The following is a 25,209-nucleotide window of genomic DNA, read 5'->3' as shown; positions in this document are numbered from 1 at the left end:
GCTGTGCCGATATCTCCTGACATAGGCAGTAGCGCCTATTCGGCGGCGGCGATTTCTTCTTCGTCGCTGAGCGGGTGTTCTAGCCGGTCGATCATTTCCTTGGGGCAGACCTGCCAGAATTGTTCGCGCCAATGATCCCAATCGTCGATGATCGAATGGGCCCAGGGGCTGTCAGTGGCTTTTGCATGTTCGCCGATCAGCTCAAGCAACCGCTCTTCCCAATGCGATGATTCCAGCCGCTGCCAGACGATGCTCTCCGGGTTGGCATGGCGCGGAAGCGTATCGTCCGTATCGAGGATGAAGGCCATGCCGCCCGTCATCCCGGCCCCGAAATTCTTGCCGACGGTACCAAGGATCACGGCAACACCGCCCGTCATATATTCACAGGCATTGGCACCGGCGCCCTCGATCACGACTTCTGCGCCCGAATTGCGTACAGCAAAACGTTCGCCAGCCCGGCCGGCTGCGAACAGCTTGCCGGAGATCGCACCGTAGAGAACGGTGTTGCCGATGATCGTATTGTCCTTGCTCTCAAGCGGTGAGGAGACGGTTGGCCGGACGATGATATGGCCACCTGAAAGGCCCTTGCCGACATAGTCATTGGCATCGCCAAACACTTCGAGCGTGATGCCTTTGCACAAGAAAGCGCCAAGCGATTGTCCGGCGGACCCACGCAAACGAACATGGACATGATCGTCAGCCAGTTCGGACATGCCAAACCGCCGTGTAATCTCGGACGAGAGCCGCGTGCCGACCGCCCGGTGCGTGTTGCGCACCGTATAGGTGAGCTGCATCTTCTCGCCATGTTCGAAGACGGATTTTGTATCGGCGATCATCTGCGCATCGAGGCTGTCGGGTACTTCATTGCGCCAGCCTTCGATATTGAAGCGGCGCTGATCGTCCGGCGCATCCACCTTGGCGAGGATCGGATTGAGATCGAGATCGTCGAGATGCTCCGCGCCGCGCGAAACCTGGCGCAGCAATTCGGTGCGGCCGACAATCTCGTCGAGCGACCGATAGCCGAGACGGGCGAGAATCTCGCGCACTTCCTCGGCGATAAAGGTCATCAGGTTGATCACCCGCTCGGGCGTCCCGACAAATTTCTTCCGCAGCTCGTCCTTCTGAGTGCAGATGCCGACCGGGCAGGTGTTGGAATGGCATTGGCGCACCATGATGCAGCCCATGGCAACAAGGCTGAGCGTGCCGATGCCATATTCCTCCGCGCCGAGGATCGCGGCGATCACGATGTCGCGGCCGGTTTTCAGACCGCCATCGGTGCGCAGCCGGATGCGGTGGCGCAGGCCGTTCAATGTCAGCACCTGGTTAACCTCGGACAGGCCCATTTCCCAAGGCGTACCGGCATATTTGATCGAGGTTTGCGGACTTGCACCCGTGCCGCCCGTGTTGCCGGCTACCAGGATCACATCGGCATGCGCCTTGGCAACACCCGCAGCCACCGTACCGATCCCGGCTGAGCTGACGAGCTTCACACAGACCCGCGCTTTCGGATTGATCTGCTTCAAATCGTAGATCAGCTGGGCGAGATCCTCGATCGAGTAGATGTCATGATGCGGCGGTGGCGAGATCAGCGTTACGCCGGGCGTCGAATGCCGCAGCTTGGCGATAAACTCCGTCACCTTGAAACCGGGTAGCTGGCCACCTTCGCCGGGCTTGGCGCCCTGGGCGACCTTGATCTCGATCTCGTCGCATGCGTTCAGATATTCTGCTGTCACGCCAAAGCGACCCGACGCGATTTGCTTGATCACACTGTTCGCATTGTCGCCATTGGCTTTGGGTTTGTAGCGGCTCTTATCCTCGCCGCCTTCGCCTGACACGGCTTTTGCGCCGATCCGGTTCATCGCAATTGCCAGCGTTTCATGCGCTTCAGGCGACAGGGCGCCGAGGCTCATGCCCGGCGTTACGAAACGCTTGCGGATCTCCGTAATCGCCTCGACCTCATCGATCGGCACGGGCTGTTCGGCATAGTTGAACTCCATCAAATCGCGCAGATAGACGGGTTCGAGATCGCGGATACCGCGGGAGAATTGGAGATAGCTGGAATAGCTGTCCGTGCTGACCGCCGTTTGCAGCAGATGCATAAGCGGCGCGGAGAAGGCGTGCTGTTCTTCGCCTGCGCGCTGGCGATAAAAGCCACCGATCGGCAGGGTGACGACCGCCGGGTCCCATGCAGATTCGTGCCGCAGCTCGGCGTTGAGTTGCAGCGAGGCGTAGCCTTCGCCCGAAATCTTGGCCGGCATGCCGGGGAAGAATTCGTTCACCAGCGAGCGAGACAGGCCCACCGCTTCGAAATTATACCCACCGCGATAGCTGGAGATCACCGCGATCCCCATCTTCGACATGATCTTGCGCAGGCCTTCATCGATCGCGAGCTGATAGCGCTCAAGACAATCTTCCAGCGTGAGATCACCGAACAGGCCGCGTGTATGGCGATCGGCAATCGCCGCTTCGGTGACATAGGCGTTCACAGTCGTCGCGCCGACCCCGATCAGCACCGCAAAATAATGGGTGTCGAGACACTCAGCCGAACGGACATTCACCGATGCATAGGAGCGCAGCCCCTTGCGCTTGAGATGCGTATGGACGGCAGCTGCAGCGAGCACCATCGGAATGGCGACCCGGTCCGGCCCGCAATTTTCGTCGGTCAGGAACAGTTCGATATGGCCCTCGCGCACCGCAAGTTCGGCCTGCTTGCGGACCGTCACAATCGCTTCGCGCAATGTCCCGCCGGTTTCGTAGCTACAGTCGATTTCGGCGGCGACATCGCCAAAGCCTTCCTTCAGCCCGCCCCATTGTTCGGATGTCAGCACCGGTGAATCGAGCACCAGCACGCTATCCTGTTCGGCTTCCCGGTCGAGGATATTGGCAAAGTTCGCAAAGCGCGTTTTGAGGCTCATCACATGCCGTTCGCGCAAGGAATCGATCGGCGGATTTGTCACCTGCGAGAAGTTTTGGCGGAAGAACTGGCTGATAAGTCGTGGTTTTCCGGAAATAACGGCGAGCGGCGTATCGTCACCCATCGATCCGATCGCTTCCTTGGCCGTTTCGACCATCGGCGCGAGGATCAGCTCCATATCCTCCATTGTTTGGGCAGCCGCGACCTGGCGGCGCAGCAACTCGGCCCGGTTCCATTCGGGCGCATAGCTGCGCTTCGGCTTGGGAAGGTCTGCGGTTGTCTTGAAGCCCTTCACCCATTCGCCATAGGGCCGTTCGGCGGCAATCTTGTCCTTGATCGCCAAGTCCTCAAACAGCGCACCCTCTTCAAGATCGACGGCAATCATCTGGCCGGGGCCAAGCTGGCCTTTCTTCACAATCTGGCTTTCCGGGACGACGACCATGCCGGTTTCGGAACCGACGATCAGCAAGCCATCGGACGTCTGCGTCGTGCGCAAAGGACGCAGCGCATTGCGATCCATGCCGGCGACGATCCAGCGGCCATCGGTCATCGCCAATGCAGCCGGACCGTCCCACGGCTCCATCATGCTGGCGAGATAGGCGTACATATCCTTGTGCGATTGAGGGATATCATCGTCATGCTGCCAGGCTTCGGGGACGAGCATCAGCTTTGCCGTCGGCGCATCGCGACCGGATCGGCAGATGGTTTCGAAGACGGCATCCAGCGCGGCAGTGTCCGACGACCCGGCCGGGATCAGCGGTTTGATTTCTTCCGAATGATCGCCAAAGGCGAGGCTCGCCATCTTGATCTCATGGCTTTCCATCCAGTTCTTGTTGCCGCGGATGGTGTTGATCTCGCCATTATGGGCGAGCGCTCGAAATGGCTGGGCGAGCCACCATTGCGGGAAGGTGTTGGTCGAATAGCGCTGATGGAAAATCGCCATTCGGGATTCAAACCGCTCATCGGTCAGGTCCGGATAGAAAGTCGCCAGCGATTCCGCGAGGAACAGGCCTTTGTAGACAATGCTCCGGCACGAAAGGCTGCAAATGTAAAAGTCGCGCACCTGGGCCGCGATGATCCGCTTCTCGATACGCTTGCGGATGAGGAAGAGGTTTTGTTCAAACTCGCCCGCATCGCCATCTTCAGGCATTGGCCCGGCGATCATGATCTGTTCGATTTCGGGTCGTGTCGCCTGCGCCTTTTCACCGATCACCGACACATCAACCGGCACCTGGCGCCAGCCATAGATGGAGTAACCGAACTCGATGATCTCACTCTCGACGATGGTCCGGCACATTTCCTGGGCGTGCAGATCCGTGCGCGGGAGAAACACCATGCCGACAGCGAGCCGGTTGGGCATCGGGCGATGACCGCTATCGGCAATCGCATCGTCGAAAAAGCGGGCTGGCAGATCGACGAGAATACCCGCGCCATCGCCCGTCTTGCCATCCGCATCGACCGCACCGCGATGCCATACCGCGCGCAAGGCTTCGATCCCGGCCTCGACAACCCGGCGTGATGGCTGTCCGTCAATCGCTGCAACAAGGCCCACGCCACAGGCATCGGATTCGAGCTCTGGGCGATACATACCATTTTCGGCGAGATGGATATGGGCAGGCGTATTGGTCATTCTTCGGTATCCGGTTCAGCATCTGTCGTCTGGTTGCCGCCACCGCGCATCGCGTCGAGATTGCTGTTGGTGACGGATCGGTTGGCGGCGGGGGCTGTGGGTGCACCGTTTTGAAGTTCGGAGAGCCGTGTCATCAATGCTGGCAGTTCCGTCTGCAAATGCTGCATCGACTGCGCCATGACTTGGCGTTGCCATGCGGCAATATCCGGGTCCGCCATGATTGTGGTGGATTGCGCGAGATAGGTCTGGCCGGGGCCGGACTCGAAAAAATCACCAATGTCGCGCATCTCGCGCCGCGTGAAGCGCCGGGCGTAAGCGCGCGCCATCGCTTCCATCATGGTCGGCAGGCTGTTTCTCGCAAGCGCCAATTCGCTGCTGCGCTGGCTTACTAAAAATTCGCGGAACAGCGCCTCAGCGCCCGGCGTATCAGTAAAGGCCGATTGCAATTCCGGTGATTGCAGCACGCCGGCCTCCAGATTGGCCATCATCGGCTCAATCATCGATATGATCATCGCCTCACGCTGGCTGGCCGGCATCAATATCTCGAGCAATTCGCGCGCCGCTTCGATGCGTTCGGGCTCCGGCTCGGCATAAGCCGGCTGGGTTGGCGGCGCGGCAGTTTGCGAAACGATGGTTTGTGCCTGGGCAGTGGCGGGACTGGCGCCGATAACCGCTGCGGTCGCGAACGCGAGGGTGATATTTATCTTCACGCCAATTCCTCCACAGGGGCGGCTTGAACCGCTGCTTTGGGCGCCTTCGCCTTGAGATATGTGTGCATATGCGCGGCGACGTCGCGGCCATCGCGGATCGCCCAGACGACAAGGCTCGCGCCGCGGACGATATCGCCGGCGGCAAACACGCCATCGAGGCTGGTCTGCATGGTCTTGTGATCGACGCGCAGCGTGCCCCAGCGCGTTACCGAAAGATCCGGACTGCCGAACATGCCCGGCAAGTCTTCAGCATCAAAGCCCAGCGCCTTGATCGCGATATCGGCATCGAGCTGGAACTCCGTGCCCGGATCAATTTGCGGTGCGCGGCGGCCCGAAGCATCGGGTGCGCCCAGCCGCATCTTGCTTGCCTTGACGCCGGTGACACCCTTGGTGCCTTCAAACGCCTGGGGCGCCGACAGCCAGACAAATTCCACGCCTTCTTCCTCGGCATTGCGGACTTCATTTTGCGATCCCGGCATATTGTCGCGATCGCGGCGATACAGGCATTTTACCGATTTCGCGCCCTGGCGGACGGCGGTGCGGACGCAATCCATGGCGGTGTCGCCACCGCCGATCACGACGATATTCTTGTTGGCAGCGTTGAGCGCGCCGCTGTCGAATTCCGGCACCTTCTCGCCAAAGCCCTTGCGGTTTGAGGCGATCAGAAAATCAAGCGCTTCGATTACACCATCCGTGCCGACGCCCGGTGCCTTGAGCTGACGTGCCTTGTAAACGCCGGTCGCGATCAGGAGCGCGTCATGCTTGTCGCGCAGTTCGGCCAGCGTCGCATCGCGACCGACTTCAAAATCCTGGTGGAAGTGAATGCCGCTATCTTCGAGCCGCTTCACCCGCCGCATCACAATCTCTTTTTCGAGCTTGAAACCCGGGATGCCATAGGTCAGCAGCCCGCCCGCACGGTCATGCCGGTCATAGACATGCACCTCATAGCCATGGCCGCGCATATATTCGGCCGTCGTCAGGCCAGCCGGACCTGCGCCGATCACACCGACTGACTGGTTGGATCGATCGCGGACCGGTTCGATCGGTTCGACCCAGCCTTCCTTCCACGCGGTGTCGGTGATGTACTTTTCGATCGATCCGATAGTCACGGCGCCATGGCCGGAAAATTCGATCACGCAATTGCCTTCGCACAGCCGATCCTGCGGACAGATGCGCCCGCAAATCTCCGGCATGGTCGATGTTGAATTGGACAGTTCATAGGCTTCGCGCAGCCGCCCTTCGGCGGTCAGCTTGAGCCAATCGGGTATGTGATTGTGCAACGGGCAATGGACCGAACAATAGGGAACGCCGCATTGCGAGCAGCGGGCCGACTGTTCTTCGGCCTTTTCGATGGCATAAGCGCGCGCGATTTCGTCGAAATCTTCGCGTCGGTCGCCAGCTGCGCGTTTCGCAGGATAAGCCTGCTCAACGCCCACAAATTTGAGCATTGGATTGTCTGCCATCGGATTCTCCGTTGAAGCGCCTATGATATCACGAAAAACGGCGAAGTCACGCGGAAAACGACCATATAGGACATATGTTCTGTCCTAATGGCCGATTATTTCATTGAGTTGGAGCATATCTGTTGACAGCGCCAAAATATAATGGCCGTAACGGCCCTATAATTAGCGCAAGACAGAGCGGAATCGGCTGTGATAGGGGCCATGCATGACATTTCTTCAAATGCTGCTGATCGCCATTGTCCAAGGCGTTACCGAGTTTCTTCCGATCTCTTCCTCGGGACATCTCATTCTCATTCCAGCCCTCACCGAGTTTCCGGACCAGGGCCCGGAAATCGACGTTGCCGTCCATGTCGGAACGCTGCTCGCTATCATTGTCTATTTCTTCCGCGACGCATGGGGCCTGGTGCGCGGTGGCTTTGCATCTGTCGGGGTGGGCGAGGCGCCTGTGGAACGGCGCTTGTTCTGGTGGATCGTCATCGGCACCATTCCTGCGGTCGCCTTTGGATGGTTCCTGAGTTCCAACGGATATCTGGAGAGCTTTCGATCGACCGATCTCGTGGCCGCTAATCTTATCATTTACGGTCTGTTGCTGGGTGCTGCTGATTATTGGGGGAAGCAGGAGAAGAATTACGAAGATATGAGCCTGCGTGATGCGATCATCGTTGGCCTTGCCCAGGCCTTGGCCCTGATCCCCGGGACCAGCCGATCCGGCATAACGATGACCGCGGCGCGCTTCCTGGGCTATCATCGGGTCGAGGCCGCGCGCTTCTCTTTCTTGCTATCAATCCCCGCTGTCGCCGGTGCTGGCGTGTTGATCGTACCGGAGATTATCGAGGCTGGTGGTGATCGGCTGGGCGAGGCTTTGATCACCGGCGGGATGACCTTTGTCGCTGCACTGCTCACCATGGCCTTCCTGATGCGCTTCCTGCGCAAGGCATCGATGATGGTCTTCGTCGTCTATCGTGTATTGCTCGGCATCGGGCTGCTCTGGGCCTTTTGACGGTTCCTAGCGCGCTTGCCGGATAAAGGCGTCGACCACACAGGATTGTGATTGGGACAGTACGGCATTGGCCGCCCGCGCATCGGAATATCCGCCGGCCATCACGACAATGAGTCCCGGAGCAAAGCCGGCATAACTATCGGACGGTCCAACAATTGGTGTGATTCCGGAACAGGCTTCGAAATCGCTGGCGCGTTGGTTTGCGGCCGGATCGCCAGGCTGGAAGCTGCCGACCACGACATAAAAGTCGCCATTGCCGGGTGAGGGCAGGGCGGGTGGCGGCGTAGTGATCGGTGTCGGCATGGGTGGCGGTGTCGTGGCGGGGGCCGGGTCGGGCGTGTCGTTCGCACTATTTTCCGATGCATCTTCGTCGGCTGTCTCGGCTGCGGCGGTTTCGACCGGCGCGTCGGAATCGCCGTCCCGCGTCATGAAATAGAAGCCGACAAGCATGATCAGGGCTACAATTACGGCCGATACAATTGGCACCGGCCATTGCGATCCCGAGCTCGGCGCAGGAGCGGGCGCGACCGGCGGCGCTGAAGCAGTCGCACTGGCTGCCGGCTGCAAGGGTGGTGCGGTGCTGCTGGCGATGGGCGAAGTGGTTTGCTCATCGGCCTGACTTTTGATCGTCTCGATCATCCGGGTGATCGTATCATCCTCACCGTCAAACCAGTCGATCCATTGATAATCGTTCAGCCAATAGGCGAGACCGTCCGCCGCCTTGTCTTCCAGTCGCACCGGAAATATCAGCTTGTCGGCGTCTTCGGCCATCATTAGCTCGCGCTTCACATGGCGTGACTGGTCCGATTGTTCGCAAAAGAGCAAAATGATGAGATCGGATTGGCGAACCTGGTTCACGATCGCCTTGTCGAAGGGTTGGCCGGGATTGATATCGTCGGGTGCCATCCAGCCGATAATACCGTGATGACTGAGGATGACCTTCAAACGACGTGCGGTTTCCACCTGCGAACTGTGATGACTGATAAACGCCGTCGGTTGTCGTTTAGCCCCACCATCACTCATCAGACTATCCCCCTGTTATCGCGCTATCCTCTTCATCGCCGCATGGCCCCAAATATCGGGCGGTCTGGCGGACGAGAAATCGAAATTCGCGATCCGTATCTTGATCATAGGCATATTCAGCGTCGGCGACATAGCCCTCAGTCGTATATTGTCCGTCCATCGCCAGGTTGAGATTGTCACCCTCAAGGCTGTTCGGCCGGCATTCCATGGCCAGAGTGAAGTTACCGTCGGCCATTGCGATGTTGACCAGCGTACATTGATTGCGGCCATCCGGATCGAAAAAGGCGATACCCGGCATCTGCGCTTCTTCGGCCGTGACGCACACCTGCGGTGCTTCGGATTCAAAGGCCGCTTCCCAAAGCCGCATGGCATCCGCATCGGGGTTTTCGGTGCGGAGGATCCGGCTGACATCGACCCGGGTCTCCCATAACCCTGCGCGGATTAACGGTTCAGCTGCGGCTTCCTCGCCGACCGAAATGCCAAGCTGCGGGGCCGCGACATAGGCGGTGGCGAGCGCACCGGCGGCAAGCGCTGTCCAACCGATGCGGCGCTGCCAGATGCTGCGCGTGTAAGACCCGCGCGGTCGGCGCAGGCGTTCGGCAAAGCCGCGTACATCATCGGGCGCAATCGCATCCGGGCTGGCACCGGCGGCCTCGGCGATCTGCTCGCGGATCGCATCGATCGCGCGTTGGATCGTTGCATCCTTGCCGTCGAACCAGTCGATCCATTGATGGTCGTTCAGCCAATAGGCAAGTCCATCGGCTGGCACTTCTTCGAGCCGGATCGGATAAACGGGCACGCCCTGATTATCGGCGAGGATCATCTCGCGCTTCACATGGCGTGAGGCATCCGATCCCTTGCTGAACAGCAGCACGACCACATCGGACTTGCCGAGTTGGTTGACGATCGCATCGTCAAATGCCGTGCCGGGCGGTACATCGTCTGGAGCCATCCAGCCGGCCAACCCATTGCGATCGAGTATCTTTTTGAGGCGCCGTGCGGATTGCTCATGCGAGCTGTGATGGCTGATGAAAACGACCGGGCGAGACGCGCTGTTGGTATCAGCCACGACCATCCTCCTGGGTCAGGCGGACCGACCGGATCAGGCTTCTCCGACCTGCGACGCAAAGCGCCCGAGCGTGCGATATTGGACCAGCCAGTTTTCGGCGAGAGCTGCCAGCGGCCGCGGCTGGATGCCGAGCTCGGCAAATCCCTCGGCGTCATCGGGCATGACATTATCCGTCTGCAAGCTTTGCCATTGGTCCCAGGTGATCGGCGCGCCGGGCAGGAAGCCCATCCGCGCCATGATCTTGCCCAGCGCATCCGGCACATCGAAAATCGGTTTGTCCGATAGCCCGATACTATCGAGGATGAACTGGTTGATTTCGCGCATCGAAAGTATCTGCGGACCGCCCAGTTCAAATGTCTTGCCGCGATGCTGGGCCGGGTCGGCGAGCACGGTTGCGACGGCATCGGCGACATCGGCGACATAGACCGGCTGGAACTTGGTTTCGCTGCGCATCACCGGCACCATGAAGGGGGCCATACGCGCGAGCGATGCAAAGCGGTTGATGAACCCGTCTTCCGGGCCGAACACCACTGATGGCCGCATGATGACAGCATCGGGCATCGCTTCGCGAACCGCACCTTCTCCGGCTGCTTTGGAGCGTGCATAGGTCGACGCCGCATCATGGCTGGCACCCATCGACGAGATCTGCACGAAATCGCGCACCCCGGCGGCTTTGGCTGCTTCAGCTACATTGCCCGCGCCATCCACATGAAAGGCCTGGAAATCGCCATCCAGGATACCGACAAAATTGATTACCGCATCCGCGCCTTCGACCGCGCGGGCAAGCGTGGCAGGTTTTCTTATGTCAGCCGCAACAAACTGCGTCTGACCCAGTCCGCCCATCGGTTTGATGAAAAAGGCGGTTTCCGGATGCCGTTCTGCCACACGGATTCTGAACCCCGCATGCAGCAGATCCTGGGCGACATAACGGCCCAGAAAACCGCCGCCGCCAAACATTGTTACCAGCCTGTCCTGCATCGCAAATCAGCTCCTTCGGAATTGCTGTGTCCCAATGACGTTTAACCAGCACATTGACAAGCGCTCGATCGGCGATCATAGCGCGCAACCTGCGTTCTGGCGAGCAATTCGCTGCGGATGTGGGCCCAGATGGCGGAATTGGTAGACGCGCCAGCTTCAGGTGCTGGTGTCCCTTGCGGACGTGGAGGTTCGAGTCCTCTTCTGGGCACCAGCAGTGTGTGTCTCAGTATCCCAGACTGCTTGCAAAACCTGAGAACTCAGGGCATCTCCATTCCATGGCTGTTTCAGGACATCTCTGGTCATGCCCCCAAAACCCGCGCCATTCAGGGGCATGGTTGGGGGCATTCGAGGGGCTGCGCCGACGTGTCAACAGGGGGAATACCCACTAATGGCACTAACCGCCGCAGAGATTAGGGCCTTCAAACCTGCCTACAAGCCATTCAAGAGGGCCGATGGTAGAGGGCTGTATATCGAGGTTTTTCCTAATGGTTCCAAATTGTGGCGCTGGAAATATCGTGTGTCCGGCAAGGAGAAGCGGCTCGCACTGGGAGCCTGGCCTGAGGTCAGTTTGGCCAAGGCTCGCGAGCTTCTTGCTGAAGCCAGAGGGCAATTGAACGAAGGCATCGATCCGTCGGTTCACCGCAAGAAGCTGAAGGCTACCGCCCAATTTGAAGCTGCCAACACATTTGCAGCAATTGCTTTGGAATTTATCGAAAAGAAAATGGTGAGCGAAGGCAGGGCAAGGCGCACGATTGAAAAGGCACGATGGCATTTGAGGCTGCTGTCGCCGGCGATTGGCAAGATACCGATTGCGGATGTCGATCCGCAGATGCTTCTTGCCGCATTGCGCAGGCTAGAAGCCAAGGGCACCTATGAAACTGCTAAGAAATGTCGTGGCTTTGCCAGTAGGGTGTTCCGCTATGCCATCTGGACAGGGCGCGGCCAGCACGATCCGGCCGCTGCACTCCGTGGCGCTTTGGTGACGCCTAAGCCTAAGCACTATGCTGCCGTTCTTGTTCCAGGAAAACTCGGCGCTCTCCTTAGGGCGATTGATGATTATGATGGGCACCCCATCACGAAATTTGCCCTTCAAATAACACCTCAGGTCTTTGTGCGTCCCGGAGAATTGCGTCATGCCGAATGGGAGGAAATTGATTTGGATGCCGCTATCTGGCGCATTCCAGCAGGAAAGATGAAAGCAAGGCGCCCTCATGCCGTCCCGCTTTCCAGTCAGGTGCTGTCCTTGCTTGGCGAACTGAAGAAGATATCTGGCGGCGGCAGGTATGTCTTTCCGTCATTCTCCACGCCCAATCGGCCTATGAGTGAGAATACGGTCAATACCGCATTGCGGCGCATGGGTTTCACGAAGGACGAGGTGACAGCGCACGGCTTTCGCGCGACCGCGTCAACATTTCTGAATGAAAGCGGCAAGTGGAATCCTGATGCCATAGAACGCGCGTTGTCGCATGGAGACAGCGATGCAGTGCGTGGCGCGTATAGTCGTGGCAACTATTGGGATGAGCGGGTCCAGATGCTGCAATGGTGGAGTGACTATCTGAGTCGCCTGAAAGAGGGGGGTGAGGTTGTTCCGTTCGATCGGCAAGGGAATAGGGTTTGAGTGAAACCGGGGATCATGTTTCTTGGCTCTCCAATCAGCTCGATTGGTTTCAGCATATTACGCCGGAATCGGTCGAATTCGCCCTTAGGGATTTTGAGTTGCCGACAGAGCGTAGCAGTCGCTGGCTAGCAGGATCTATTCGCAAGGCATTCTTTTGCTCGATTGGCACCGAGGAAGAGATAGACGAGTATCCGGGTCAACATGCTGTTAGGCGAGAAATTCAATCAATCGCCGATGCGATCGCAAATGCTAAGACCCTTTTCGCCGCGCGGAGCAGCTGGGCCGAAAGCGTTTTCCGCCAATACAGCCGGTATGATGATCAGGACGAGCGACTCGACACGGAATTGCCGAAGAGCATTGAGTTTGACGCTTTGGATCGATTGGATGCGGTCAAGAAAGGTTGCTGGGTCGAAAGTAGTAAGGAGATTGCATCGGGATCTGCGGACTGGCGAAAGTTTCGTAGAATGGTGTGCGGGATGCTTGAGCTGGAGGACTATATGCGCGCAGCATCCGATGCTCTTTGCAACCGGGATGATCCTCCTCGCTGGCGGTCTGCCGAAAAGAGAAAGCGCCGGTTAGCTTTTGCGCGCGAGTTGGCGCTCATCTTCGAGAAAGCTTATGGAAGAGAGGCAACGATCAATAACTGGCCAGATGAAAATGGTGAGCCAAGACTGGGCCCATGGGCGAATTTTTTTAACCGGATTGCCTGCCTCACGTTGCGGATCGAGAAAGTGCCAAATCTTACCGGGTTGCTGAAGGAGGCGCGCCGGGAGCGTATCGAAGAGGTAAGGGTGAACTTAATTCGGGCAATCCACCCTTTAGGATACCCTTGGCGCAACGGGGAACGTTGAGCTTAGTCAGGTTGCATCCACAATCATGGAGGCACCAATGAATAGGTTCATCACGATCAACGAATTTTGCGAACGTTTCGGAGTGGGGCGTTCGACCGCATACCGCGAAAACAAAGCCGGACGATTGCCTTTTCGAAAGATTGGCCGGTCGACCCGAATTGCAGAATGCGATGTCCAGCAATGGATCAACAATTTACCAGCGCAGTAACCGGTCATGCTAGGTTATTCGCTCGCTTCCTTGCGTAGAACCGCTGCAGGCTTGCTGAGCGCGAATGCGATGGAAATCTTGTGACAAATCACAACAGGAAGCCAAACAGAAAAGGCCGCAACAAACGCACATTCACGCGCCTACCTCATTCCGTGCAGGACAGCGCTGCATATCGGAGCCTTAAGGCTGGACCCCGCGCGCTTCTGGTCGAAGTGATCAGAAAATATAACGGCCGAAACAACGGGCGTATAGTTATGAGCGTTCGGCAAGCATGTGTGGCAATCAACATTTCTGACAAAGATACAGCCGGCCGTTACTTCAAAGAGCTTATTGAAAAAGGGTTCCTAACTGCAGTCAAGCAGGGAGGTTTCAATGTGAAAGATCCTAGCACTAGTCGGGCTACAGAATGGGCATTGACCTGGGAGAGAACGAATGACCAAACGCCTACACGCGAGTTCGCTAGATGGAGGCCGCTATAGATTGCGGTCCGGCATATCAGGCTGTTCGGTCCGATTATGCCGGACAACGATCAAGAATCTTGTGATTCTGGTCCGATTTTCCCGGACGTCAGACGCGCAATTACCAGAATGTCGGTCCAGTTATTCAGGACACATATACATCTAAGCCATTGGCCCTCAGCAATCGTCACTGCTTCAATCTCGTCAAACTCGCAATTGATTTAGGAAAATGTGACTGCGGTCAAAATCCAGTAAGCTGACGATCTGCTGCCATTTGATTCAAATGGATGAAACAGTCGCGTTTAGGACGAACTGGACCGCATTCGGTATTAGTAGCGATCTGGCGAGCACCAAAATTATTGCGTGCAAAGGAGGTGGAAGAAAGTGGGAGGAACTGGTTCAGGACGGCATGTCGGAAGGCCTATCGCCGAGAACGCCTATTCAATTGATATTGCCCATTTGTGCCGGAGTGGGTTTGCTGTGGTTGGCTCATACATCTCAGGAACGTTGCAATGGAAAAGCGATGGAGAGCAGTTGGCTTGCATCCGTTTTGAATGCGACATGCGGGATCTCAACGATTCCAACTTAGCATTACAGTTCACGTTCTTGGACCGCTCGACTGGCGACAGGCGCGAACGCCGTCAGGTTTTTGGTCTTGTCTTTACGGAGCCTCATTTCGGTGGTCGGCGATGGTGGATAGAGTGTCCTCTCAACGGCTTACGTTGCCAAAAGCTGTATTGTCCAGTCGGTGCCGCCACATTTGCCAGTCGAGCATCATGGCAACTCGGATACCAGTCACAGCGCGAGAGTGCCTGTTACCGGCCGTATACGAAGCTCCAGAAGCTGCAACGTCGTTTGGGTAGCAGAGTTGGCTACGATGCCCCCCTGCAGCGTCCAAAGGGCATGTGGCGAACCACGTTTGCCAGACACAAAGCTCGCCATGAGTTATTGCGTATCGAATGCGAAAACGAGCTAAGTCGCGCCATTGAACGAAATCTAGCCTGACCCCAGCGGCTCTGCCACGGATCTTGCTGTGTAACATCCAGACCGCAATCCGTTAGGTCTTATAGTGGACACGCGTGATACCTTTCGATTTCGCGGAGCAGCCCGGGTTGTTCTTCGGCACCAAAAATGTGAGGATGGTCGAACATATGACCGGTTTGGGCTTTCCGCATGATTGATGTTGTGGACTTTTTTTGTGGATGCGGAGGGACCAGTGCCGGCCTTCGAGAAGCCGGAATGTCAATTGTCGCTGGCATTGATTTTGATCCTGAAGCGGGCCGGACTTTTGAGCGGAATTTTCCAGAAGCTTGCTTTTTTGAAGCCGATATTCAGACGTTCCAATACTATGACTTGGTGCCATTGCTGCCGCGGGATCGAACCGTCCCGCTGATGTTCGCCGCGTGCGCGCCGTGTCAGCCATTCACAAAGCAGAACACAGCCAAAAAGGTTAGGGATAAGCGTAAGAACTTGCTCGACGAACTGCACCGGTTCGTTAGGGCTTTTCGTCCAGAATATATTTTGGTCGAAAATGTTCCTGGGCTACAGAAAGTTAGGAAAGATCAGGGCGCACTGGGCCGATTTCTGAAGCTATTACGTTCGCTGTCCTATCGGATTGATGTTCAAATCCTTAGATCACAAGACTATGGCGTGCCTCAGTCGCGTCGGCGGCTGGTAATGGTTGCAAGTTTGATGGGTGAAATCACGATTCCGGAACCAACGCATGGCCCCGGGCGGGATTGTCCAGAATACGAGAAAGTTTGGACTTGGATTGGAGACTTGCCCCCAATTGCGGCAGGCGAGAAACATCCTGATATTCCAAATCATGTAGCTGCGAATCTCTCAGATTTGAACCTAAAACGAATTGACGCAACACCAGAAGGTGGGGGGCGATTGGACTGGCCTGAAGATTTGAAACTTCGATGCCACCAGAACCATGGCGGCCACACAGATGTCTATGGTCGTTTGCACAAGGATCGACCCGCAGCCGCTATGACGACACGCTGTATCAGTTTGTCGAATGGAAGATTTGGACACCCTACTCAAGCCAGAGCGATTAGCGTGCGGGAGGCAGCACGGCTTCAAACTTTCGACGATGATTTCATCTTCTGCGGAACGCCCAACGAAACGGCTCAACAGATCGGCAATGCCGTTCCTGTTAGGTTGGCTAAGGTTCTTGGAGATACTTGTATGCAGCATTCAACTGAAAGGTTGGGCTGATACCTATGGCCAAGTTTAATGTCAGCGCCAGAACTGTTGATATGCTGGGTCGTCAGCAAATTGCTGGCATACCGACAGCGATCAGTGAGCTATTCAAGAATGCTCATGACGCATACGCCAACACCGTCGAGGTGGATTATTATCGTGAAGATAGACTGTTTGTCTTGAGAGATGATGGTCTCGGAATGACGGTTGAGGATTTCGAGAAACGTTGGCTTACACTCGGAACAGACAGCAAGCTAAAAGGCGGAGAGTTAAAGCCGCCTCCCTCGGACGGAAAGAAAAAGAAAAGACCCATCTTGGGGGAAAAAGGCATTGGTCGTCTTGCCATCGCTCTTATCGGACCTCAGGTTCTTGTCATCACACGAGCTCGAGTAAAAGGAGTTCCCCATAAGAAAACGGTCGTTGCATACGTGCATTGGGGCTGGTTCGAATTACCTGGATTGGACATTTCAGACGCCGTGATTCCTGTTCGAGAAATCAAAGGAGGAACGTTGCCGACCAAAGAAGATGTATTAGAGATGGTCGGGGAAGCTCGAGACGCGCTAAATGAAGTGTCGAAAAAGTCCCTTGCGAGTCAAATCGCGAAAATTGCAAAAGAAATGGATGCGTTTGACATCGATCCGAGCGCGTATTTCGAATTTCTTGGCGATCCAAATTTGACTGGTAAAGGCTGCGGGACTCACTTTTTCATTCGCCCGGCCGATGACATAATCGAGAGCGATCTCGATGATGAGGAGAACGGCGTTACTCGATTTCAAAGAAGTCTAATTGGATTCACAAACACAATGTCGCCGGGTCATGCCAAACCGGTGATCGAAACTCGCGTTCGCGATCACAGAGACGAAGGTGATCCAATTGAGGTAATCGGCAATAAAGCTTTCTTCACACCGGATGAATATGAGATGGTCGACCACCATTTCACTGGGAGGTTCGACGAGTATGGGCAGTTCCAGGGTGAGGTAGCGATCTACCAAACTGAGCCTGAACCATACGTATTAAACTGGTCCGATTCAAAAGGACGGCGTACGCAGTGTGGACCATTCAATTTTTCATTTGCGTATCTTCAAGGCCAAGCACGAAATTCGTTAGTCCCGCCGGACGAGTATGTTCAAATTCAAAAGAAGTTGGAACGTATTGGTGGTCTTTACATCTACCGGGATGGAATCAGAGTTCAGCCCTACGGCGATTCTGATTACGACTTCCTGCACATTGAACAAAGACGTTCACAGGGTGCCGCTTACTACATCTATTCTTATCGACGAATTATGGGGGCCATAGATCTGACGGGCGCTCAGAATCCACATTTGATGGAGAAAGCGGGCCGCGAAGGATTCAGAGAAAATCTCGCATTCCGAGAGTTTCGTTCGATTTTGATCAACTTCTTCATTCAAACCGCCGGAGATTTTTTTAGGCAATCAGGCCAGTTTTCTGAGAGCTTCATTGGTCGGAGAGCCGAGTTCGAACGTCTCCATGAAATCAGAAAAGCGAGCGAACAGAAACGTAACGCAAGAAAGGCCAAACTGACTCGCCAATTGAACGACTTTTTTGAAAATCATGACGCGAATTTGCTGACGAAAGAGATGGACGATTTGTTGGCGGAAACGAACTCGAAGCTTGATAGTTTATCAAGAAGGAAGTCGTCACCGCAGACGAAAGCGCTTTCCTTCCTTCGCCTGGAAAAAGAGCAGCTAGCGAAAGTTGGAGCAATTCGAGCCAGAATCACCATTGAGAAACCTCCTGGCCTTGTGACAAGCGCACAAATGCGAGGAGAATGGGCATCCTACTTTGCAGAGTTTCAGCACGTAGAGGAGGAGATAATAGCTCCTCGTGAACGAGAGCTAGAGCGGATTATTTCGCAAAAAGTTGAAGAAACTAAAATTCCTCTTCAGCCAGCGATTCGATTAGAAGAGAAAATCAAGTTTGAAGGTCGGCAGTCTAAGGAACTTCTAGGTGCCCTGCAGTCCGAAGCCGAGGGATCGATAGAAGAAATAAGCACAAAAGTGCGAACTATTGCACGGAAGAGCTTTTCGGAGATTGATGCCACAATAAAGCAGATAATCGAAGATTTATCGGACTTAGATTCGAAGGACCTGGAAGAAGAAAAATTCTCCAAGATTCGAGGTGAGTATGAAAACAAGTTGACCGATGCATTTGAAGCTGAGCAAGCAAATTTGGTTCGGTTGCGAGACCAGATAGCCCTGGTTAGCCAGGCTTGGCAGGAGGGGTATAGTTCGATCGAACTTACCGACGCCCTTGAATCTCAGGTAGAAGAGCTTCGGCGAGAGAGTGACAGAAACCTTGAACTTGCCCAGATTGGTTTGGCAATAAACACCATCAATCATGAGTTCGAAAAAACCGTGGGGTCTCTTAGGAATGGATTTCGACGGCTTAACAAGTGGGCCGAAATAAATCCGGATTTCGCACCACTTTACCAAGAGATGCGCGTCAGCTTTGACCATCTGGATGGCTACTTGTCATTGTTCACTCCCCTTGACCGTCGAATTTATCAGAACAGGGTGGACATTACCGGGAAGAACATTTCAGATTTTCTCGAAGATCTGTTTGAGGTCCGCTTCAAACGGCATGAGGTTCGTCTGCGTGCGACGGCTGCTTTTAACAAAGCAAAGGTGCACGAGTATCCGTCGACAATGTATCCGGTTTTCGTGAATCTGATCGACAACGCAATCTATTGGTTGAGTGGCAAAAAAGACAAAAAAAGAGAAATACAGCTCGACTACAAGAACGGATCATTCATCGTTCACGACAATGGGCCAGGCGTAGAACTTCGCGATCGCGAGAATATATTCGAGCTGAGTTTCACGAGAAAGCCTTCAGGAAGAGGCATGGGATTGTATATTTCCCGGGCGGTATTGGAGAAGCAAGGATACACGCTGGCTCTTGATAATGATCGCACGATCAAGGGGGCCAAATTCCTAATTACTAAGTCTAAAGGCTAGGGGGGCGTTTTGTCGGGGCCAACCAATTTCGCTGATGATCGTAGGAATGCGGCAGGTCTGTTTGCTCAAACGATGCTGGTGATCGATGATGAGGCCTTGCAAGCTGATGTTGAAGAGAAACCCGAACCGGCCGCGCCTATGGTTGCGCCGGCGCGAGGGGCGTCCCGTCCAGCGTTACCCCAGTCTCCCTCCCCGCCAACAGCGATCGCGCCAGTTGGCAATAGGCTGAATGCAAAGAAACTAATCGAAAGGTCTTTGGACCTGGGAATTATCTGCTCAGTTTTGAGAATTAAAGCTGACGACAATTCTATTAAGCGGATAGTTAGGGCAGCAGAAAACGCTGATATAGTCTCTCTTGATTGGGACGTTGAGAGTGACGGCGGTGATCTTGCAAAAAAGCTGATTACAAAAATTGTTCGTTCAGATATTCGGAGAAATGGCCGATTGAGGCTAATATCAATCTACACATCTCTGAGAAGTAGAGCTTCCATACTCAGACAAATACAGGAAACGCTTCGGGAGAAGCTCCATAGAGAGTTTTCCCGCACGATCGAGTGTGTGACAGGCGAGTCACCGGATGGCCTCACCCGATTGAGAATTGTTTGTCTTCTGAAGACGGACGGAATCCGGCCGATTATGCCGGTTCAAAAAAGATTTGAAGTTGGCGAAAAAGATCTGCCCGATCGACTGTTAGTTGAGTTTTCTAACCTGTCCGAGGGATTACTCGGAAACGTGGCAATGGCCACAATTGCGTCAGTCAGAGATGTTACACATCACGTTCTGCAAGTTTTTGATCGAAACATGGATGGGCCATACTTCCACCACAGGGCAACCATAGACAATCCGACCGAAGCCGAAGACTACGGAATTGACCTCGTTCTAAGCGAGATAAAAAAGGCTGTTATCAGAAAGAGTATTTCACCCTTTTTGGATAAGTCCGCGATCGGACGAAGCATTGAGACCAAATTCAACGGTCAGGATAAGACACTCACTTTTGAGACTCCTGGGAACAGCCCGAATGGCGAAGTCGAATTTACGCCTGACCAAACGAAAGTTCTAATTCAAGAAGGTTTGGATTGGTTTTCGGAAAATGGTCATGCAAACGCAATCCAGGGGTTTAAAAAAAAGGGAGTCGGAAAAGGAATCTCGACCTTGTTTGAGGCGGATTTGCAGAAATCCAATGCACAACTCGCAAGGTTTGCTTCACAGTCGCAGTTGAGTTTCCAGCCGCGCGGCCATCGCGTAAGATGTGAGGATTACGGTCCAAACCTAACAACCGGCACAATTATACGAATGCCGAAAGGTGCGGGTATACTGATTTGTCTGCAAGCTGTTTGCGATACGGTTAGGCGGCCAAAAACTTCGCCGTTTATATTTGCGCGATTGGAAGCGGTGTCGAAAGTTGAGAACCAACCAGTATTTGTTGTTCCGGTGCAGGTTGCCGGCGAGATTGAGTATCAAATTTTCGCGTTGAGTTCGTCAGCTTATTCCGATCTTTTATCGATTGACTTCGATGCCGAAGAGTCTTCGCAAACCGTCAGAGCTAAGACAACGCAAGGGCGCGCCGGTTTCCATTTTTTTGGGAGTGATGGGTCTGCCTATCAATGGCTTGGCACTTCGAAAAGTAAAAGATCAATGAGAGCAGTCTATGGAATCGCCCAGAATATGAGCAGGATAGGTTTCGAAGAGTTTGCGCCGTTTAGAGCGCACTGACGTATCAGTGCGGATAGGCGAATGCCACTTGTTGGGGCATATTTGGGGGCATTTTGTCGGACGGCAAAATAACTACTGTGAAATATTAGATAGATAAGGGCTAGTTTAGAGTCCTCTTCTGGCACCAGACTTGGTCTGGTATTTCAAAGATCTCCTGCAATATGAGTTTGCTGTAGCTATGCGATGAGCGTGGTCAGGCTGTTGCCTGTGCGCCTCGCAAATCCGAATCCTACCGTAGTTCGGCAGCCGGTAGTTGTTGCGGGTTGGCCGTGTTGCCATTGGGGTGCGCGCGCAGGTCTTCGATCCTGTGCGCCAGATCAAAGCCGCTATCGGTGACAATTTTCTCTAACACCTGAATTCGCGTCTGCATATCACGTATCATGACAGCATTTTGCTTGGCCTGGGCGGTAGAAATGGCGGCTTGTTTGTCCATCATCTTGCGGCGATGCGTGGTCGATATCGCATAAAAGGCGATGGACATGCCTGCACAGATTCCTGCGAACGGCACCATCATGGCGAGATATTCAACTGGCATGACTTTCTCCTTGGCTTGGTTGGTGGTGTTATGAGGGTTGTTGGCTGGGAGCGGTTTGCGCGCCGTGGTTGGCGCTTTCGCTTGGCGCTCGTTCCCGTCGCGCGCGCCGTTGCATCAGGTAGATCGCCGCGCTGCCCCATGCGGTGAAGATGGTCGCTGCCAGGGCAAAGCCGATATAGGTTTCGAGTTCCGGCTCGAGCAGGGCGTCGACGCCGCCCGATGCGGAGATCGCCGCCATGTCGAACACGGCATGGACGATGATTACGCTCCAGATCGTTCCCGCCCGCTCGCGCATCGCGGCGAACACCATTCCAAAACCCGCCGCCGAGAGGCCGTAGATGCCGGCCATCGACCAGCCGAATACGCCGAACGCGGCGATGCTGTGGCTCAGGCCAAACAGGAAAGAGGTGGTAAAGGCGCGCTTCCAGACATTGCTCGCGCTCAGCGCTTGCCACAGGATACCGCGAAACAGCGTTTCCTCGGTAAAGGCAACGAAGATAACGACAACCGCCCATCCGGCGATTTCCGGGGCCGTGAGTGCGGCCCGACCGGGCTCGAAAAAAGCCAATATCCCCAGCGCGATCAGCGGCAGGCCGATCACATAAGTCGACAGGCCTGTACCCGAAGTAAAGCCGACCGAGGCGCACAGGCGCATGCGCCACAATACCGCGGCGAAGACGAGGGTCAGCACGCCCTTATTGAGCAGATAGCGTTCCATTTCGGAGGATGGATTGAGCCAGTCCATCAATGGTGCCGCCAGGCCGATAGACCAGGCGATGAGGAAAATGAATAGAGCGACGAAGACGAAGGTCAGTTTGTGCGTTGACATTGGATCACCTGTTGTGAATATATATTCGCATACACATCGTATATATGAATACATATTCACAAGTCAACCGGTCACGGGGAGAGCAGCATTGCCGAGCCATCCTGACATCATCGAACCGACCCATAAAAAGGGCCGCGAATCCCAGGCGCGCATTGTCCAGGCGACATTGAGGCTGATCGAGACGACGCCCTTTGATCAGCTGACGATCGCTGAGATCATGGCGGAGGCGGAGATGGCCGTCGGCACTTTCTATCGACGCTTCAAGACGAAGGAGAGCGTGCTGCCATTTGTCTTTGCGGCTTATGGTCAGCTGTTTGAAAATTGGGCGCGCGGGTTTGAAGACTATTCGCTGGAAACCTCAGACGAGATCATTGAGATGATTGTGCGCCGAACGGCCAAGTTATTCGCGCAAAATGCTGGCCTTATCCGTACCGTGCATCTTTACATCCGGCTGCACCCGGAACTGCAAATCACGCGCTCGGGGCGCAACGCTTTGGGGGATAGTCTGGGTGCGGTGCTCGCAAAGGATTTCGATCATCCGACCAAGGATGATCTGGCCCGCGGGCAGATGGCGGTACTCACGATGGTGAGCGTGATGACGGAGCAATATCTGTACAAAGCGCATTCCCCGGCCAATGCCACCAAGCTCTCAAACGCAGCGGTTCAGGATTTGCTGATACATATGCTCAGATCGCTGAAGGCGTAGCGGCCGTTAGAATTGTTCGACCCGATAATGTTCCTTGTCGTGAATGCGATGGAGAAACCAGGGTGGGAAGCCGTAAACTTCGCGAACAAAGTCCGCTTGCGATGCATGGATTTCCCAACCGCGGATCTTGGCCCATCCTTCACCCGGCATGGCATGGGTTGGCTCGGGCTGATTGGCTGCGACCCGGGCACCCACCTCTCCGCCAAAGCGGCTCATCATCTGGCGAGGAGCCAGGACATAGGCAATTGCCCGAGGCGCGGTTTCCGGATCGTCTGCCTGCAGCCTGCGAACGACCTCGGTTGCCACGCGGCCAACCATCATATGATCGGCATGGCCGGTATAGCCGCTCTCTGGCCAGAATGTGACGACGAGATCGGGTTGCCAGCGCACAATATACTCGCTCAAAACCGTGGCATATTCTTCGAAGTCCGCGTCGACCAGGCCGCCATCGGGATATTCCAAGACGCCCTGTTCCGAGACGCCCAGCGCATAGCCATTCTTCAGCAATTCAGCATGGCGTATCGTTCCCAGGTCCTCAGGTCTGCTGATCTGCGGCATTGGAGTGCCAGCTTCGCCGCGTGTGAATGTGACAATGCGGGTGATTGCATCATCGCGTTCCCGGGCTCGTATCAACAGGCCTGTTACCAGCTGTTCGTCATCGGGATGCGCAAATACGGCGAGTACCGAACGCGCCTCAACATCTCCGGCGACGGACTCTACCCATTGTGCATCAGGCTCTTCGAAATGCGAGTCAAACCACCAGAGCGCTGCTATCGCGCCAGCTAACAGCAATGCAGTTATGCCCAACAGAAGATTTTTCATACGCATGATCAATTCCAGCCCGCGATGGTTCAGAAGGCGCGGCTGATGCCCACATTTTCTGGCAGATCGAAGAGCACGCGGCGGCTGCGGAAATCGATTGCCACGCGATCAAACAGGCGCAGCTCGCTCATACCGAGGATCATTGCCGGCCTGTCAGAAAGGCCGAGGGTATCAAAAACCGGTGAATCGGCGAAGGATATCGCAATTTCGCTGAGCCGGACATTACCCAGCTCCAACCGGCGCGCTACCCGCGTTTCGCTGCGCAATTCCTCGCCATTGATATCGGTCAGGATCGAGTCCGCGAGCATCCGTCTGCGGTTTAGCCGACGTTCCAATGCGAGGTTGCCGATCGAAACTTGCGCGCCCGTATCGATAATAACATCTACCGAAATACCATCGAGCTCAGCGCGATGGATGATCAGCTGTCCAAGCCGTTCGCGCGCGCGGACGACTATGTCATATCCTCTGGATCCGCCACGCGGCAGGGATTCCGATACGATCATCTCGCCGGCGCCAAAGTCCAGCAGCACGCGTTGGTCCTGCAGCGTATCAAGGCCAAGAATGCCGTCCGCGTCGCCGAAGAAATCCGGATCTTCCACCAGCGGCGCGGTGCGGATCGTGAGTTGGCGATCGCCCAGGTGGAAATCGGGCACTGTGGTGGTCTCAACCGTGCGCATGCTGGCCATGCCGACAAGGGTGGCGGTCTCACGGTCGTTCAGCTGCAATTGATCGGCAAGACCAATCGATAACAGCGTGGTCTGCGCACCGGTATCGACCATGAAATTGAAGGGCCCTTCGCCCATGATGGTGACCGGCACGGTCATACGGCGGTACCGCTCAACCTGCATGGCAATGATTTCGGTAAGCGTCGGCTCAATGGTGGCACTGGCCGCTGTAATCGGCGCCTCTTGAGCTTGGTAGAATGACGCATCAGCGGCGCCAGTATTGGCTCCCGCCAAGCCAAGGAGAAAGGCAATTGCAATTGGCGCCATTGTCCTACTCCCAGTTACGTTCACCAATCTCTGCGGTTCACAGAATAGCACGCCCCATGCCGAACACCTAACAATGGCCGCTGTTGCGGCTGGGCGATCGCATTATGCGGATTGATCAATTCTCCGCACGAGCCGCTGCAACGCTGGGCGGATCTTCAGGTGAACGCGATACATGGCTTCCAATATCGCAAGGCTGATCCGGTTGCGGGCGGCAAGGCCGAGCGGGCGGAGCAGAGGGATCTGGCGCCACATGGCGGCAAAGGCTGCCGCACCCGAAACAATCTCCCCATCTTCCTCGGCATGGAAGCGCGCGAGTAGCTCGGCGCGATTACCCGGGCAGGCCGTCTGTTCGTCCGACACATCGACAAAATGCAATCGGCCCCGGCGATCCAGCCTGCGCATCCACGCAATTTCGCGCGTGCATAGCGGACAGGCGCCGTCGAACCAGATGGTCGTAACGGACGTTCCGTCAGGCGAGGATGCGGGGTCGGCCATACCGACCATATAGGG

19 protein-coding genes and 1 tRNA gene are annotated in these 25,209 nt (G+C 55.5%); 9 read left to right on the top strand and 11 right to left on the bottom strand.

What is annotated here, in order from left to right:
* Positions 1 to 35 precede the first annotated feature (35 nt).
* Genes gltB through HFP51_RS07740 form a run of 3 tightly spaced genes read right to left on the bottom strand, consistent with a single transcriptional unit; the run spans position 36 to position 6,717 of the window.
* Positions 36 to 4,544 carry a glutamate synthase large subunit gene (gene gltB, locus HFP51_RS07750; RefSeq protein WP_176875190.1) on the bottom strand — a complete coding sequence of 1,503 codons (4,509 nt, stop codon included), beginning with the start codon at positions 4,542 to 4,544 and terminating at the stop codon, positions 36 to 38.
* Positions 4,541 to 5,254 (bottom strand): DUF2059 domain-containing protein, encoded by a 714-nt coding sequence (locus tag HFP51_RS07745; protein WP_176875189.1) that lies wholly within the window; start codon positions 5,252 to 5,254, stop codon positions 4,541 to 4,543. Before HFP51_RS07745 ends, gltB begins: the two co-directional genes overlap by 4 nt.
* Positions 5,251 to 6,717, bottom strand: a complete 1,467-nt coding sequence (locus HFP51_RS07740; protein ID WP_176875188.1) for an NAD(P)-dependent oxidoreductase — start codon at positions 6,715 to 6,717, stop codon at positions 5,251 to 5,253. Before HFP51_RS07740 ends, HFP51_RS07745 begins: the two co-directional genes overlap by 4 nt.
* A gap of 205 nt (positions 6,718 to 6,922) precedes the next feature.
* Here HFP51_RS07740 and HFP51_RS07735 point away from each other — a divergent pair, with 205 nt between their 5' ends.
* On the top strand, positions 6,923 to 7,717 hold the full coding sequence (locus tag HFP51_RS07735; RefSeq protein WP_176875187.1) for an undecaprenyl-diphosphate phosphatase: 795 nt from the start codon (positions 6,923 to 6,925) through the stop codon (positions 7,715 to 7,717).
* A gap of 6 nt (positions 7,718 to 7,723) precedes the next feature.
* On the opposite strand, the gene HFP51_RS07730 is transcribed toward HFP51_RS07735, so the two are convergent.
* From HFP51_RS07730 to HFP51_RS07720, 3 genes are read right to left on the bottom strand one after another with little or no spacing between them, the layout of a single operon-like run.
* Entirely contained in the window at positions 7,724 to 8,740 is a 1,017-nt protein-coding gene (locus HFP51_RS07730) for a toll/interleukin-1 receptor domain-containing protein (RefSeq protein WP_176875186.1), read from the bottom strand.
* A 4-nt stretch (positions 8,741 to 8,744) separates the two neighbouring features.
* A complete protein-coding gene (locus HFP51_RS07725; RefSeq protein WP_176875185.1) occupies positions 8,745 to 9,809 on the bottom strand; it encodes a TIR domain-containing protein in 1,065 nt (354 codons plus the stop codon).
* Positions 9,810 to 9,842: 33 nt separating this feature from the next.
* Positions 9,843 to 10,787, bottom strand: coding sequence for a complex I NDUFA9 subunit family protein (locus HFP51_RS07720; RefSeq protein WP_176875184.1), 945 nt, complete (start codon positions 10,785 to 10,787; stop codon positions 9,843 to 9,845).
* 123 nt (positions 10,788 to 10,910) lie between these two features.
* On the opposite strand from HFP51_RS07720, the gene HFP51_RS07715 reads away from it, so the two are divergent.
* From HFP51_RS07715 to HFP51_RS07685, 7 genes are all read left to right on the top strand, one after another.
* A tRNA-Leu gene (locus HFP51_RS07715) sits at positions 10,911 to 10,998 on the top strand.
* Between the two features lie 177 nt (positions 10,999 to 11,175).
* Positions 11,176 to 12,405, top strand: a complete 1,230-nt coding sequence (locus HFP51_RS07710; protein WP_176875183.1) for an integrase arm-type DNA-binding domain-containing protein — start codon at positions 11,176 to 11,178, stop codon at positions 12,403 to 12,405.
* Entirely contained in the window at positions 12,402 to 13,256 is an 855-nt protein-coding gene (locus HFP51_RS07705) for a hypothetical protein (RefSeq protein WP_176875182.1), read from the top strand. Before HFP51_RS07710 ends, HFP51_RS07705 begins: the two co-directional genes overlap by 4 nt.
* 25 nt (positions 13,257 to 13,281) lie before the next feature.
* On the top strand, positions 13,282 to 13,464 hold the full coding sequence (locus HFP51_RS14810) for a helix-turn-helix transcriptional regulator (protein ID WP_370462906.1): 183 nt from the start codon (positions 13,282 to 13,284) through the stop codon (positions 13,462 to 13,464).
* A 1,631-nt stretch (positions 13,465 to 15,095) separates the two neighbouring features.
* Positions 15,096 to 16,142, top strand: coding sequence for a DNA cytosine methyltransferase (locus HFP51_RS07695; RefSeq protein WP_218135287.1), 1,047 nt, complete (start codon positions 15,096 to 15,098; stop codon positions 16,140 to 16,142).
* Between the two features lie 5 nt (positions 16,143 to 16,147).
* A complete protein-coding gene (locus tag HFP51_RS07690; RefSeq protein WP_176875180.1) occupies positions 16,148 to 19,102 on the top strand; it encodes an ATP-binding protein in 2,955 nt (984 codons plus the stop codon).
* Between the two features lie 9 nt (positions 19,103 to 19,111).
* Positions 19,112 to 20,815 carry a response regulator receiver domain gene (locus HFP51_RS07685; protein WP_176875179.1) on the top strand — a complete coding sequence of 568 codons (1,704 nt, stop codon included), beginning with the start codon at positions 19,112 to 19,114 and terminating at the stop codon, positions 20,813 to 20,815.
* A gap of 229 nt (positions 20,816 to 21,044) precedes the next feature.
* On the opposite strand, the gene HFP51_RS07680 is transcribed toward HFP51_RS07685, so the two are convergent.
* A complete protein-coding gene (locus HFP51_RS07680; RefSeq protein WP_176875178.1) occupies positions 21,045 to 21,350 on the bottom strand; it encodes a hypothetical protein in 306 nt (101 codons plus the stop codon).
* 28 nt (positions 21,351 to 21,378) lie between these two features.
* Entirely contained in the window at positions 21,379 to 22,179 is an 801-nt protein-coding gene (locus tag HFP51_RS07675) for a CPBP family intramembrane glutamic endopeptidase (protein ID WP_176875177.1), read from the bottom strand.
* An 88-nt stretch (positions 22,180 to 22,267) separates the two neighbouring features.
* Between HFP51_RS07675 and HFP51_RS07670 the strand changes: the two genes are divergently transcribed.
* On the top strand, positions 22,268 to 22,885 hold the full coding sequence (locus tag HFP51_RS07670) for a TetR/AcrR family transcriptional regulator (protein ID WP_176875176.1): 618 nt from the start codon (positions 22,268 to 22,270) through the stop codon (positions 22,883 to 22,885).
* Positions 22,886 to 22,891: 6 nt separating this feature from the next.
* On the opposite strand, the gene HFP51_RS07665 is transcribed toward HFP51_RS07670, so the two are convergent.
* The 3 genes from HFP51_RS07665 to HFP51_RS07655 form a co-directional block, all read right to left on the bottom strand.
* Complete coding sequence (locus HFP51_RS07665; RefSeq protein ID WP_176875175.1) at positions 22,892 to 23,713, bottom strand: PIG-L deacetylase family protein; 822 nt, start codon at positions 23,711 to 23,713, stop codon at positions 22,892 to 22,894.
* Between the two features lie 23 nt (positions 23,714 to 23,736).
* Positions 23,737 to 24,699, bottom strand: coding sequence for a retroviral-like aspartic protease family protein (locus HFP51_RS07660; RefSeq protein ID WP_176875174.1), 963 nt, complete (start codon positions 24,697 to 24,699; stop codon positions 23,737 to 23,739).
* Between the two features lie 102 nt (positions 24,700 to 24,801).
* Positions 24,802 to 25,194 (bottom strand): DUF393 domain-containing protein, encoded by a 393-nt coding sequence (locus tag HFP51_RS07655; RefSeq protein WP_176875173.1) that lies wholly within the window; start codon positions 25,192 to 25,194, stop codon positions 24,802 to 24,804.
* Between the last annotated feature and the right edge of the window lie 15 nt (positions 25,195 to 25,209).

Origin of the sequence: Parasphingopyxis sp. CP4, assembly GCF_013378055.1 — a bacterium.
Taxonomy (GTDB): domain Bacteria; phylum Pseudomonadota; class Alphaproteobacteria; order Sphingomonadales; family Sphingomonadaceae; genus Parasphingopyxis.
The sequence above is the reverse complement of the archived record's forward strand: the minus strand, read 5'-3'. Positions and strand labels throughout refer to the sequence as shown.

Excerpts from the sequence above, each read along its gene's own strand:
- gltB (WP_176875190.1), bottom strand. The coding sequence starts at position 4,544 with ATGACCAATACGCCTGCCCATATCCATCTCGCCGAAAATGGTATGTAT.
- HFP51_RS07740 (WP_176875188.1), bottom strand. The coding sequence starts at position 6,717 with ATGGCAGACAATCCAATGCTCAAATTTGTGGGCGTTGAGCAGGCTTAT.
- HFP51_RS07735 (WP_176875187.1), top strand. The coding sequence starts at position 6,923 with ATGACATTTCTTCAAATGCTGCTGATCGCCATTGTCCAAGGCGTTACC.
- HFP51_RS07730 (WP_176875186.1), bottom strand. The coding sequence starts at position 8,740 with ATGAGTGATGGTGGGGCTAAACGACAACCGACGGCGTTTATCAGTCAT.
- HFP51_RS07720 (WP_176875184.1), bottom strand. The coding sequence starts at position 10,787 with ATGCAGGACAGGCTGGTAACAATGTTTGGCGGCGGCGGTTTTCTGGGC.
- HFP51_RS07710 (WP_176875183.1), top strand. The coding sequence starts at position 11,176 with ATGGCACTAACCGCCGCAGAGATTAGGGCCTTCAAACCTGCCTACAAG.
- HFP51_RS14810 (WP_370462906.1), top strand. The coding sequence starts at position 13,282 with ATGGAGGCACCAATGAATAGGTTCATCACGATCAACGAATTTTGCGAA.
- HFP51_RS07695 (WP_218135287.1), top strand. The coding sequence starts at position 15,096 with ATGATTGATGTTGTGGACTTTTTTTGTGGATGCGGAGGGACCAGTGCC.
- HFP51_RS07690 (WP_176875180.1), top strand. The coding sequence starts at position 16,148 with ATGGCCAAGTTTAATGTCAGCGCCAGAACTGTTGATATGCTGGGTCGT.
- HFP51_RS07680 (WP_176875178.1), bottom strand. The coding sequence starts at position 21,350 with ATGCCAGTTGAATATCTCGCCATGATGGTGCCGTTCGCAGGAATCTGT.
- HFP51_RS07675 (WP_176875177.1), bottom strand. The coding sequence starts at position 22,179 with ATGTCAACGCACAAACTGACCTTCGTCTTCGTCGCTCTATTCATTTTC.
- HFP51_RS07665 (WP_176875175.1), bottom strand. The coding sequence starts at position 23,713 with ATGCGTATGAAAAATCTTCTGTTGGGCATAACTGCATTGCTGTTAGCT.
- HFP51_RS07660 (WP_176875174.1), bottom strand. The coding sequence starts at position 24,699 with ATGGCGCCAATTGCAATTGCCTTTCTCCTTGGCTTGGCGGGAGCCAAT.
- HFP51_RS07655 (WP_176875173.1), bottom strand. The coding sequence starts at position 25,194 with ATGGCCGACCCCGCATCCTCGCCTGACGGAACGTCCGTTACGACCATC.